Source organism: Paraburkholderia sp. (assembly GCF_026225065.1).
GTDB lineage: Bacteria > Pseudomonadota > Gammaproteobacteria > Burkholderiales > Burkholderiaceae > Paraburkholderia.
The window spans coordinates 1-12704 of record NZ_JAMFSB010000224.1; the positions used below are offsets into that span (position 1 = coordinate 1).

The following is a 12704-nucleotide window of genomic DNA, read 5'->3' on the forward strand; positions in this document are numbered from 1 at the left end:
CGGCGTCTGGTTTCACAATCCATCGGGCGTCGCGCCGTATCAGAGCGATGTGTATATGCCGTTCGCGACGGTTGCGCGCTTTTACGCGGGGCGTGGTTTGACGCTCACGCGTCCCGCCAACCGCCAGGTTGCCCGCTGACGGACCGACGGACCGGCGACCGCCGTCCGGGTCCGCTACCCGGCAGCTTTCAGGTCCGATTTCTGCTGAAGAAAGGAATGGGTGGCAGGCCGTGCGGTAGTTTGATCAACGTTGCCGGACGGAGCGGGAACGCTGGACGAGATTGTCTTGCAGACCTTCTTCGTGGCCGGCCGCCAGCATCACCTGATACAGACTATGCCGCTCGGAGGAACGCCACATGAGGCGGGCGATACGGCTTAGGGTTGCCCGCAGCGACGGCGCCCCGACGCCACTGGTGGCAGGAACGGCGCGGGACGAAACGGATCGGCTGGACATCGCAGCACCTGTCAATGGATTTTATAAGGGTTAATACCTAAGTATTTTCCATTGTAGGTGTGCCAAAAAAGAATAGTGTGCGGTGCAGCAAAATTCTTTCCTCTCCGTTCGTATCGTTCAGGGCGAGTTTGTATCGGGCTTGGGCTGACTTGATAATCGGAGCGAATATGAATCGATGCGGAGCCTTGTTTGCAGCCAGTCTGACCGCGTTGGTGGTTGTCAGCGGAGCGCATGCGGCCTCACAGGACGAACAGGAAAAGGCCTGCCGTGGCGATGCGATGCATTTTTGCAGTGCGGAAATTCCTGACAAGGAGAAGATCACCGCCTGCATGAAGCAGCACGTCAGCGAACTCAGCCCTCCCTGCCGGGCGATGTTCAAGGAGGGTGATCATTCCTCCGGCAACTCTGGGAGTTCCGGCAACGCTTCCTCGGCGCAGTAATCGCGGTAGCTGCGACGCCGTGAATCTCACTTTGGCGCGATGTCGCGGCGCACGCGCATGATGTGCTGTTCGACGTAGAACGCCGCCGCATCCGCATCGCCGCCGACGATCGCCTCGTAGATCATCCGGTGTTCGGATACGTATAGCCGTATCCGTCCAGCGTCATAGATGCCGTCGTCCTTGAGCCGCTTCCAGAGCGGCTGATCCATCGTTTGCGCCACTTCGTCGGCGATTTTCACCAGCAACGCATCGCCCGTCATCATCGCAAGTTGCCGGTGAAACAGGCGGTCGCTGTTGTTCCATAACACGCGCTGCGCCGGGTCGGTGATGTCGGCAATCGAATCCATCTGCGCAAGATAGTGCTCGGCCAACTCGTCACGCTGGGCGCGCGCCGCGGCGCGCCGGGCAATCGCCGGTTCGAGGATCAGACGCACATCGAGCGTCGAGGTGGGGCTGACATCCGGATCGGCCAGTGACGCAGCGTCCAGCGGCGCCGCCGCGAGACGCTGCAGCGCATCCGCACAGATATACGTGCCCGAGTTGCGGCGCGTGACCACGAGCCCTTCGTTCTGCAGTGCGCCGATCGCCTCGCGCACGGCCGGCCGTCCCACACCGAAACGCGCCGCCAGTTCCCGCTCCGACGGCAGGCGCGACTCGGCAGCGAACTGCCCGCTGCGGATCTCCGCGCGGATGCGCTCGGAGACCTGCTCGTAGATCTGCTTTGGGCGGAACGTGCTATCCGTAGCGAGGGCGGGGATGACCATGAGCGTCTGTCTGTTCGCGGGTTTGTCGTGGATCGGCAGGAGCGGGGGAGTTCAAGTGCTACGCCCGTCCGTGATCCCGATTCCAACCAGTTTAGCGCAATGATTTTGAAATTGGTTGATGGAAAACCAAAGCTGGTCTACATTTTGATCCAGTCTAAGAATGACGGAGACAATTGGATGGTTCACAGCGAAGCATTTTCGGCCTTTGAGTCGCACGCGCGGGAGGGTTGCCAGGCGTTATGAAACTGAATCGCGTTATCAGCACGGTCGAAGTGCATACGGGCGGCGAGCCGTTTCGGATCGTCACCAGTGGACTACCCAAATTCCCCGGAAAAACAATTGTCGAGCGGCGCGCCTGGCTCAAGAAGCATCACGATCACCTGCGCCGCGCGTTGATGCTTGAGCCGCGCGGCCATGCCGACATGTACGGCGGCTATCTGACCGAACCGGTCAGCGAGGGCGCCGACTTTGGCATTATCTTCGTGCACAACGAGGGCTATAGCGACCATTGCGGCCACGGCGTAATCGCGCTCGCAACGGCGGCAGTGGCGCTCGGCTGGGTCGAGCGCACCGAGCCCGAAACGCGCGTGGGTATCGACGCGCCGTGCGGCTTCATCGAGGCCTTCGTCCAATGGGACGGCGATCATACTGGCAGCGCGCGCTTCGTCAACGTCCCTTCGTTTATCTGGCAACGCGATGTGACGGTGAATACGCCGAGCTTCGGCGCCGTGAAGGGCGATATCGCCTTCGGCGGCGCGTTCTATTTCTACACCTCGGGCAAGCCGTTTGATCTGAACGTGCGCGAAGCGGACGTCGACCGCCTGATCCAGTTCGGCGCCGAAGTGAAGCGCGCGGCCAACGAGGCGTTCAAGATCGTCCACCCGCACATCCCCGAAATCAACCATATTTACGGCACGATCATCGACAACGCGCCGCGTCACGCAGGCTCGACGCAGGCCAATTGCTGCGTCTTCGCCGACCGCGAGGTGGACCGCTCACCGACCGGGTCGGGCACCGCGGGACGCGTCGCGCAACTGTATCTGCGCGGCGAACTGGGGCGTGACGAAACACTCGTCAACGAATCGGTGATCGGCACGATTTTTCGCGGCCGGGTGTTGTCCGAAACGAAGCTCGAACGCTTCGATGCCGTGATTCCGGAAATCGAGGGCGATGCGCATATCTGTGGCTTCGCGAACTGGATCGTCGACGAACGCGATCCGCTGACGTATGGCTTTCTGGTGCGTTAAGCCTCAGCACGCTGATGGAGAAATTGTTTATATGACGCACCCGGCCACACCGATTTTCGACGCCGCCGCCACCGCGCGGCTCACGCCCTACGCCGAACTCGTGGAGGCGCTGAAAACGGCGTCCGTCGATTACGCGCAACAACGCATCGCGAGCCCGGAACGGCTCGTCGTGCCGCTCAACGAGGGCGGGATAATGCTGTCGATGCCGGCCACGGCGCCGGACCTCGGCATCCACAAGCTCGTCAACGTGTGTCCGGCCAATGGCGCGCGCGGCTTGCCGACGATTCACGGCAAGGTGATGGCCTTCGACGCGGACACCGGCGAGACACTTTTTATCCTCGATGGTCCGACCGTGACCGGCCGGCGCACGGCGGCGATGTCGATGCTCGGCGTACAGACCTTCAAAGGCGGCACATCAAGTCCCTCGGGCCGCCCGGCACCGCAAGAATTTCTGCTGATTGGCACCGGCACGCAGTCCGCTAACCACGTGGAGGCGATCGGAGAATTGTTTCCCGATGCGCAGATATGGGTGAAGGGCAGTGCGCTCGCGAAAGCGCAGGTTTTTTGCGACGCACATCGCGGCAAGGCGCGCAATCTGCAGCCACTGGCGGGTCCCGACGTGCCCGCTTCCGTCGATGTCGTGATTGCCCTCACGACCAGCCGGCAAGCTGTGTATGACGAGGCGCCGCGGGCCGAACGCCTGGTGATCGGCGTGGGCGCGTTCACACCCTCGATGCTCGAGATCGGCGCGAGCACGGTGCACGGCAGCGCGCTCTTCGTCGACGACGTGGCCGGCGCCCGGCACGAAGCGGGCGACTTCATCCAGGCAGGGGTGGACTGGGCAAAGGTGACGGGCATCGCAGCACTGGTGGATGGCAGCGCGCCGTCGCCAACGGGCAGCACGCCCGTGCTATTCAAGAGCGTCGGCTGTGCTGCGTGGGACCTGGGCGCTTGCCGGGTGGCGCGCGTGGCGTTGCAGCGCGGCTGAATCTGCAAGAAAAGTCACCGCGAAGTCAAAAGCGAAGTTGCAACTTTTCTACACTGTCATCGCACGCGTCGCGTGCAAACAATTCAAAAACGTTGCACCATAGGCGTTTGCCAGAAAATGCCGGGTCACCGGCATTTTTGCCCTTCGTTCGACGCCCTTCATGACGGTGACATCGCGCTATGATTACCCAACACGCTTCTGCCACCCCTGACTTGCCGCTCGACATGATCATCTTCGGCGGTACGGGTGACCTGTCGTTTCGCAAGCTGCTCCCCGCGCTTTACATGGCGCATCTGCACTGCAATCTTCCGCCGGAAACGCGCATTCTCACGATTGGCCGAAAACCCTGGTCGCGTGAGGAATACATCAACGAATTCATGGAATTGAAGGCCAAGCCGTTCATCGAAAAGAAGGCTTTCGATGCGGCCGCGTGGGACAAATTCCTGGCGTTGTTCGAGTACGTGCGCATGGACGTCGATTCGGTCGAGGACTATCAGCGGCTGAAAGAGGCATCGCGCCCCGGCGTGCGGCGCGTGTTCTATCTCGCGACTTCACCCGATCTGTTCACGAACATTTGCGACAACCTTTCGGCGGCGGATCTCGTCGACGAGTACTCGCGCGTGGTGCTGGAAAAGCCGCTCGGTCACGACCTCGCGTCCGCGCAGGAGATCAACACCGCGGTCGGTCAGCATTTCAACGAAGCGCAGATCTACCGGATCGACCATTACCTCGGTAAGGAAACCGTCCAGAACCTGATGGTGCTGCGCTTCGGCAATGCGATTTTCGGCCCGCTGTGGCAGGCACCGTATATCAAGAGCGTGCAGATCACGGTGGCGGAAACGGTCGGCGTGGGCAGCCGCGCGGGCTTCTACGACAAGACCGGCGCATTGCGCGATATGGTGCAGAACCACTTGCTGCAACTGTTGTGCATCGTCGCAATGGAGCCACCGGTGTCGCTCGATCCGGATGCTGTGCGCGACGAAAAGCTCAAGGTGCTGCGTTCGCTGCGTCCCATGACGCCCGAAGATATCGCACGCGACACGGTGCGCGGACAGTACACCGCAGGCGCGGTGGACGGCGAGGCGGTCAAGGGCTACCTCGAAGAAGACAACGTGCCGGCCTCGAGCCGTGCTGAGACCTTCGTTGCGTTGCGCGCGCAGATCAATAACTGGCGCTGGGCCAACGTGCCGTTTTATCTGCGTACCGGCAAGCGCATGCAGAAGAAGGTGTCGGAGATCGTCATCGAGTTCTCCGAACTACCGTTCTCGATCATTCCGAGTGGTCCGCATCATTACGGCAATCGTCTCGTGATCCAGTTGCAGCCGGAAGAATCGATCCAGTTGCAGATGCTGGCGAAGGAGCCGGGTAGCGGCATGCACATGCTGCCGGTGAATCTGAATCTCGATCTGCAGGAAGCCTTCACCGAGCGCCGCGCCGAAGCTTATGAGCGTCTGTTGATCGACGTGATTCGCGGGCGCCTGACCCACTTCATGCGTCGCGACGAACTGGAAGCTGCATGGGCATGGGCCGAGCCGGTTCTGGACGGCTGGCAGAAGTCGGGCGAGCGGCCACGCGGTTATTCCTCCGGCACGTTTGGCCCGGCTGCCGCCACGTCCTTGATGGCGCGGGACAACGCCGTGTGGGCGGAAGAGTCGCAGTAAGCGGTTTAAACGTGCGTAGGGACGGCGCAGGTCGCCGTCCCACCACTACTTGCGCTTAATACCGCGTGCTCGCCTTCGCAGCGATCGCCGCGGCCGCCGCACGCGTCTCCACATGCAGCTTGCCGAATACATGTTCGAGGTGCTTGTTGACGGTGCGCGGCGCCATCCCCAGGATGTCGCCGATATCGCGGTTGGTCTTGCCGCGCGACAGCCATAGCAGCACTTCCGCTTCACGGGTCGTCAGGCTGAATTGGGCCGCGAGCGCGGTGGTGTGCGCGGCATCGTCGAATTCCTCGAGCAGGATGACCCAGTCGCCGCGCGTGGCCCGGCCCAGCACCCGCGCCACGCGGCGCACGCCCCCCGCGGCTGTTTCGAACGCCGCTTGCAGATCGCAACCGGCTTCGATCCAGCGCGTCAGCCATTGAGCCAGCACGGACGGCAGACGCGGGCCGGCCTCGGCCAGCGGGTCCGGCACCCATGCTGAGTGGGCTGTCATAGCGTCCACGCTGTCTGCCACTTCCGAGATACCCGCCCCGCTCGACGCATACTGTGCGAGCCGTTGCCGGGCAAGGTCGCTTTGCCATTTGATCTCGCCGCTCGCAGCGGCAATGAGCGCGGCACGCATGCCGATCTCAAGCACCATATCGGCCTGCCGTTGCAGGCGCGAACGCTGCACGTGGGCAGCGATTCGCGCGCTGACCTCGCTTGGCTTCACCGGCTTCGTCACATAATCGATTCCTCCCACCCGGAAGCCCTGCACGACGTGCTCGCTGTCCGTCAGCGCGGTCATGAAGATGACCGGCAGGTGGCGGTTACGCGGATCGGCCTTGATGTGCAGACAGGTTTCGAAGCCATCCATGCCTGGCATCAGCGCGTCGAGCAGAACGGCATCAGGCGTAATGCGTGCGAGGCGTTGCAGCGCGGATTGTCCGTCGAGCGCCACCAGCACGGCGTAGCCTGCCGCCTGCAGCGTGTCCGAAAGCAGGGCAAGGTTATCTGGCGTGTCGTCGACGATCAGCACAACCGGTTTGCCATCGGGCAGCTCGGGTTGCGTTTCGGGTGGCAGAAGCAGGGATTCGTCATGCATCGCGATTGACCTGCTGGGTGGGCGCGAGCAACTGCGCGAGTTCGGTTAGCCGGAAGCGGCGCGCGAGGACACGCAGCGGCTCCAGCAGGGCGGCGAGCTCTGGCGCGCCATGCTCGGCAGCGTCCAGTTGCTCGATAAAGCCTTGTACGTAGCCCATCTCCAGTTGCGCGTGCAACTTCTCTCGCAAGCCGGCCGGCAGGCTCGTCGATACGTCGAGCAGCGCAGCCGCAGGCGGAGGGGCTGGCTCGACGGCTTCGGCAATCCATTGCAGCTGCAGCAGCGCGGCCATTTTGTCGAGCAGCATTGGCAGATGCAGCGGCTTGGCGAGGTAGTCGTCGCAACCTGCCGCGGCACCTTTTTCGCGGTCGTCGGCGAAGGCATTGGCCGACAGGATCAGGATCGGTGCGCTCGACAACTGGTTGTCGCGAATCAGCCGGCTTGCCTCGAAGCCGTCCATGGCCGGCATCGAAACGTCCATCACGATGAGATCGGCCGAGGCGGTGCCTAGCCATTGCAGTGCCTCCGGTCCGCTGGCGGCTTCGACCACCGTGAAGCCGAGGGGAGAGAGAGTCTGCGTGACGATGCGCCGCTGCTCGGCGAGATCGTCGACTACGAGCACCGTGCGGCGCAGGCCGCAGTAGCCCTTCAGGTTCCGGGGGTTGCTGGCCAGCACCTGGGGCGCGCGCACTTCGGGTGCGAACAGCTTGACGATGAAGCGCGTGCCCTTGCCGACTTCGCTCTCTACCTGCAGATTGCCGCCCATCAGTTCGGTCAGCAAACGGCAGATCGTCAGGCCGAGCCCGGCGCCGTGGTCGTGTTCGCGTGCCGCCGCGCCGCGTTCGAACGGCAGGAACAGGCGCTCCAGTTCCGTGGCCGGCATGCCTGGGCCCGTGTCGTCAATCTCGAACGTGATGGTCTCCCATGCGTAACCGGTGCGTACCTTGACCGAGCCGCTCGAAGTAAAGCGGATCGCATTGCCGATCAGATTGATGAGAATCTGCCGGGCCCGTTTTTCGTCGATGCGCACCACGTCCGGGATGCGGCCACTAGTTTGAAAGTCGAATTGCAGTCCCTTGTCGGTCGCCTGCGGTTCAAGCATCGCTGAGAGCTGCGTGACGAATTCTGGCAGCGAAATCTCAGTCACGTGTAACTGCAGTTTGCCCGCCTCGATGCGGGCCACGTCCAGCAAGCCGTCTACCAACGCCAGCAAGTGCTCGCCGCTGCGATAGATGGTCGCCACCGCGTTGCGTCGACCCGGCGGCAGTTCGTCGGTGCCTTGCAGCAGCAGTTGCGCGTAGCCGAGGATGCTGTTGAGCGGTGTGCGCAACTCGTGGCTCAGGCCCGTCACATAGCGGCTTTTTGCGCGGTTCGCCGACTCGGCTGCAGCGCTCGCCGACTGCAACGCCGCGTCGGTCTTTTGGTGAGCTTCGATTTCCTGCATCAGAAGTTCAGCTTGCCGCTGCGATTCCTCCTGGGTGACCTTGCGGTTTTCATTGGCGAGGACCAGCCACCAGGCCGCGATGCAGCCGACCAGCGCGAGCGCGAAAAACGCTTTCAGATATCCCTGCAGCAGCACGTCGTGGATCGCGGTGTCGAGATCGGGGAGGGTCCTTATGCTCTGGTACCACTGCGCGGCGAGCACGCCACCAAGCAGCGCCAGCACGACGATCAGGAGTCCCGCATACTGCGCGAGCCGTAGACCCGCCGGTCCCAGCTTGAGACGTGGAAACAGCGTGCGCATCGACTTGCCGAACTGCGCAGGCAGTCGCGCGTGCGGCTTGCAGGAGTCGTTGCAGCGCGAGTCGAGCGAGCAGCACAGCGAGCAGATCGAACCCGCGTAAGCCGGGCAGTGCGCCATGTCTTCGCGCTCGAAGGTGTTTTCGCAGATCACGCAGCGCAACACCGCGCCCTGTTCGAGGTCGTGGCCGTCACGCGCCAGATAGAAGCGCCCGCGCGTGGCGATGGCAAGCAACGGAGCGCAGATGAACGCAACCAGCAGCGCGATAAACGACGACAGCGCTTCCGCGCTCGTGCCGAACACGCCCGCATGAGAGAGCGCGGCGACAGCCGCGGCAATCAGCATGGCGCCGACACCGACGGGATTCACGTCGTAAAGATGAGCCCGCTTGAACTCGACATAGGGCGGACTGTATCCGAGCGGCTTGTTGATCACGAGGTCGCCGACCACGGCGCCGATCCAGGCAATCGCCACATTGGCGTAAAGCGCGAGCACTTTGCTGATGGCTTCGAACACGCCCATTTCGACGAGCAGGAGCGCGATCAGCACATTGAAGATGAGCCAGACCACGCGGCCCGGGTGGCTGTGCGTGAGCCGCGCGAAGAAATTCGACCACGCTAGCGAACCCGCGTACGCGTTGGTGACGTTGATCTTCAGTTGCGACACGATCACAAACAGCGTCATCGCGGCGAGCGCCCCTTCGGGCGAGCGGAACACGTAGTGATACGCGACCAGGTACATCTGGGTCGGCTCGACCGCCTTGACCGGATCGATCTCGTGCTGGATGGCGAGAAAGGCAAGGAACGCACCGCCGAGCATTTTCAGCGCGCCCGGCACGATCCAGCCCGGGCCGGCGGAGATCAGGGCGACCCACCAGCGCACGCGGTTGGCACGCGTGCGCGGCGGCAGGAAACGCAAGTAATCGACCTGTTCGCCGATCTGCACGATCAATGAAAACACTACCGTGCAACCGGCCCCGAAAGCGACCAGGTTGAACTCGTGGCCGTCGCCAGAGATACCGCCGAAGGTGACCCATTCGGCGAGCACGTGCGGCTCGCGCCACAGCACCACGGCGTACGGCACCACCAGCAGCACGAGCCACAACGGCTGGGTCCAGCCCTGTAGCCGGTTGATGAAAGTAATGCCGAAGGTCACCACCGGAATGATCACCAGTGCGCTGATGACGTAGGCGACCGATAGCGGGATCTTTAGATACAACTCGAGCGCGAGCGACATGATGGCCGCTTCGAGCGCGAAAAATACGAACGTGAAGATCGCGTAGATCAGCGACGTCAGCGTCGAACCCATGTAGCCGAAACCGGCGCCGCGCGTGAGCAGATCCATGTCGACGCCGTAGCGCGCCGCGTAGTAGGCGATCGGTATGCCGGTCAAAAACACCAGCACCGAGACGGCGAGGATCGCGTAGACCGCATTGGTGAAACCGTAGTTAACCACCAGCGAGCCGCCGATCGCCTCGAGCACGAGGAACGACACCGCCCCCAACGCCGTGTTGGCGACGCGGAATTCGGACCAGCGCCGGAATGTGCGCGGTGTGAAGCGCAGCGCGTAGTCCTCGAGCGTCTCGTCGCCGACCCACGCGTTGTAGTCGCGGCGGATCTTCACGATGCGCTGCGTGCCGCTCGGCTGCGGGCGCGATGCCCCAGCTTGGGTGGCCGGATTGGCGGAGCGAGGCGGCGGTGGTTCCGTTTGGTGCATCGGGGCCTTTCGTGGAGCGGTTCGGGGCACTGGCCGTGCGTCCACGCAAATAGCATTCCATTCGCAGTCGCCGCGATTATAGAGAGCGCAATTTTGGCGCGCCCTACGTCAACTGACGTATTTGGATCCGCAAATTGGCTACCTACCTTTCGTTGCGTCGACCCCGCCAGCCCGGTTACCAGGTTTTCCAGAGCGGGTCGCCCGACCATGACGACAAGGAGAATTCGATGTCACACGACGATCAGAACGAGCAAGGCCAGCCTTCGGCGCTCCGGCGCAAACTCCTGATGGGTCTCGCTGCCGCGCCCGCGCTGGCCATGTCCGGCATCGCACGGGCCCAGCAGTTTCCGACCGCGAAGGTCAATACCACGCACCTCGCCGTGACCGATACTGAAGTGACGGTCGGCCAATTGCACTCGGCGACCGGCACGATGGCGATCTCCGAAACCGGTTCGATCCAGGCCGAACGGCTCGCGATCGAACAGATCAACGCGGCCGGCGGCATTCTCGGCCGCCAGATCAAGATCATTCAGGAGGACGGCGCTTCCGACTGGCCGACCTTCGCCGAAAAGTCGAAGAAACTGCTCGAAAACGATCACGTGGCGGCGGTGTTCGGCTGCTGGACCTCGGCTTCGCGCAAGGCGGTGTTGCCGATCTTCGAGCGCGACAATGGCCTGCTGTATTACCCGACGTTCTACGAAGGCCTGGAACAGTCGCACAACGTGTTCTACACCGGCCAGGAAGCGACCCAGCAGATTCTGTGGGGGCTGAACTGGGCCAACCAGACAAAGAAGGCGAAGAGTTACTTCCTGATCGGTTCCGACTACATCTGGCCGCGTACCTCGAGCAAGATCGCGCGCAAGCATATCGAGCAGCATCTGACCGATTGCAAGGTGGTGGGCGAAGAATATTACCCGCTCGGCACCACCAACTTCAACTCGCTTATCAACAAGATCAAGATCGCCAAGCCCGATTGCATCTACGCGATCATCGTCGGCGGTTCGAATGTGGCGTTCTACAAGCAGCTCAAGGCGGCCGGCATCACGGCTGACAAGCAGTTCCTGCTGACCATCTCGGTGACCGAGGATGAAGTGCTCGGCATCGGCGGCGAGAACGTGGCGGGCTTCTACTCGGCCATGAAGTATTTCGAATCGCTCGACAACGACAACAACAAGAAATTCGTCGCGGCGTTCAAGGCGAAGTACGGACCGAAATCGGTGATCGGCGACGTCACGCAGGCCGCGTATCTCGGACCGTGGCTATGGAAAGCGGCGGTGGAGAAAGCCGGCAGCTTCGACGTCGACAAGGTCGTCGCCGCATCGCCGGGTATCGAACTGAAAACCGCACCGGAAGGCTACGTGAAGATTCATGCGAATCACCACTTGTGGAGCCGCACGCGCATCGGCGAGGCGCAGGCGGACGGCCAGTTCAAGGTGGTGGCCGAGTCGCCGACGCTGATCGAGCCGAATCCGTTCCCGAAGGGTTATCAGTAAGCCGGGTTCAGGTCGAAATCAGACCGCAATCACGCCGTGCTCAGGCAGCAAGCGCGCCATGCCGGCGCGCGCCGATCATTTCGAGGAGAGACGCATGTCGGCTTCGGACATTCTTAACATCACCTTGATGCAGGGTTTTGCGGGCTTGAGTCTGTTTAGCGTGCTGCTGCTGATGGGGCTCGGGCTGGCGGTGATTTTCGGCCAGATGGGTGTCATCAACATGGCCCACGGCGAGTTCATGACGATCGGCGCGTACACGATCTACATGTTCTCGCAACTGGCCGACAACTACTGGCACGGGTTCGCGCCCATCTACTTTCCGCTGGCGATCTGCGCTGCTTTCGCGCTCGCCTTTGCGGCCGGCTGGGTGGCGGAGTGGGCGTTGATCCGCCATCTGTACCGGCGTCCGCTCGACACGCTACTCGCCACCTGGGGTTTGAGCCTCGGGATGCAGCAGGTGTTCCGCTCGGTGTTCGGCCCGAAGGAGGTGAGCCCAACACTGCCGGACTGGCTGATGGGTTCCTGGTCGCCCAAGCAAGGGCTCGACATCCCGATCAACGGCCTGTTCGTGATGAGTCTTGCTGTGGTGATGACGGGCGGCGTGCTACTCGCGTTGTATCGGTCGCGCTGGGGGCTGAGGGTGCGCGCTACTGTCGCCAACCGTCAGATGGCGAACGCCGCCGGCATCGATACGCGCAAGACCGACCGGCTGACCTTCGCGATCGGCTGCGGAATGGCCGGTGTGGCCGGTGCCGCGTTCACGGCGATCGGCTCGACGGGGCCGACCAGCGGCTCGCTGTATATCGTCGATTCGTTCCTGGTGGTGACGTTCGGCGGGGCGGCGAGTCTGCTCGGCACGGTCGCTTCGGCGTTCGGCATCGCACAGATGCAGTCGATCAGCGAGTTTTTCATGACCGGCTCGTCCGCCCGCGTGGTGACGCTGTTGACGATCGTCATCGTGCTGATGTTGCGCCCTCAAGGGCTTTTCGCTTCGAAGGTGCGTCGTGTCTGACGAGCGAAGCAAGACATTCGTGGGCGGGCGGCTGCGCGTTGCGCCGCAGCGTGTTTCGCATGCACCGCAAAGACGTCTTTTCAATCGATTCAGCCCGGAGAAAT

General features: G+C 62.6%; 10 protein-coding genes. 6 read left to right on the plus strand and 4 right to left on the minus strand.

Annotation, left to right across the window (positions count from 1 at the left end; translation table 11 throughout):
* Window positions 1-244 precede the first annotated feature (244 nt).
* Complete coding sequence (locus M0954_RS16455) at window positions 245-454, minus strand: hypothetical protein (RefSeq protein ID WP_133894656.1); 210 nt, start codon at window positions 452-454, stop codon at window positions 245-247.
* 167 nt (window positions 455-621) lie between these two features.
* Between M0954_RS16455 and M0954_RS16460 the strand changes: the two genes are divergently transcribed.
* A complete protein-coding gene (locus tag M0954_RS16460; RefSeq protein ID WP_122156155.1) occupies window positions 622-894 on the plus strand; it encodes a hypothetical protein in 273 nt (90 codons plus the stop codon).
* A gap of 26 nt (window positions 895-920) precedes the next feature.
* On the opposite strand, the gene M0954_RS16465 is transcribed toward M0954_RS16460, so the two are convergent.
* Window positions 921-1658: a GntR family transcriptional regulator gene (locus M0954_RS16465; protein ID WP_122156154.1), complete on the minus strand. Its 738-nt coding sequence runs from the start codon at window positions 1656-1658 to the stop codon at window positions 921-923.
* Between the two features lie 239 nt (window positions 1659-1897).
* On the opposite strand from M0954_RS16465, the gene lhpH reads away from it, so the two are divergent.
* The 3 genes from lhpH (at window position 1898) to zwf (ending at window position 5554) form a co-directional block, all read left to right on the plus strand.
* A complete protein-coding gene (gene lhpH, locus M0954_RS16470) occupies window positions 1898-2905 on the plus strand; it encodes a trans-3-hydroxy-L-proline dehydratase (RefSeq protein WP_297354305.1) in 1008 nt (335 codons plus the stop codon).
* A 31-nt stretch (window positions 2906-2936) separates the two neighbouring features.
* Complete coding sequence (gene lhpI / locus M0954_RS16475; RefSeq protein WP_297354307.1) at window positions 2937-3893, plus strand: bifunctional Delta(1)-pyrroline-2-carboxylate/Delta(1)-piperideine-2-carboxylate reductase; 957 nt, start codon at window positions 2937-2939, stop codon at window positions 3891-3893.
* 179 nt (window positions 3894-4072) lie between these two features.
* Window positions 4073-5554 carry a glucose-6-phosphate dehydrogenase gene (gene zwf, locus M0954_RS16480; protein ID WP_122156151.1) on the plus strand — a complete coding sequence of 494 codons (1482 nt, stop codon included), beginning with the start codon at window positions 4073-4075 and terminating at the stop codon, window positions 5552-5554.
* Between the two features lie 55 nt (window positions 5555-5609).
* Here the strand turns inward: zwf and M0954_RS16485 are convergent, their stop codons facing one another.
* Together M0954_RS16485 and M0954_RS16490 are read right to left on the minus strand one after the other, a co-directional pair.
* Complete coding sequence (locus M0954_RS16485; RefSeq protein ID WP_122156150.1) at window positions 5610-6641, minus strand: response regulator; 1032 nt, start codon at window positions 6639-6641, stop codon at window positions 5610-5612.
* A complete protein-coding gene (locus tag M0954_RS16490) occupies window positions 6634-10095 on the minus strand; it encodes an ATP-binding protein (protein ID WP_122156149.1) in 3462 nt (1153 codons plus the stop codon). Before M0954_RS16490 ends, M0954_RS16485 begins: the two co-directional genes overlap by 8 nt.
* Before the next feature lie 227 nt (window positions 10096-10322).
* Here M0954_RS16490 and urtA point away from each other — a divergent pair, with 227 nt between their 5' ends.
* Both urtA and urtB read left to right on the plus strand, forming a co-directional pair.
* Window positions 10323-11588 (plus strand): urea ABC transporter substrate-binding protein, encoded by a 1266-nt coding sequence (urtA, locus tag M0954_RS16495; RefSeq protein ID WP_122156148.1) that lies wholly within the window; start codon window positions 10323-10325, stop codon window positions 11586-11588.
* A gap of 94 nt (window positions 11589-11682) precedes the next feature.
* Window positions 11683-12600: an urea ABC transporter permease subunit UrtB gene (urtB, locus tag M0954_RS16500; protein WP_123387549.1), complete on the plus strand. Its 918-nt coding sequence runs from the start codon at window positions 11683-11685 to the stop codon at window positions 12598-12600.
* Window positions 12601-12704: the final 104 nt, after the last annotated feature.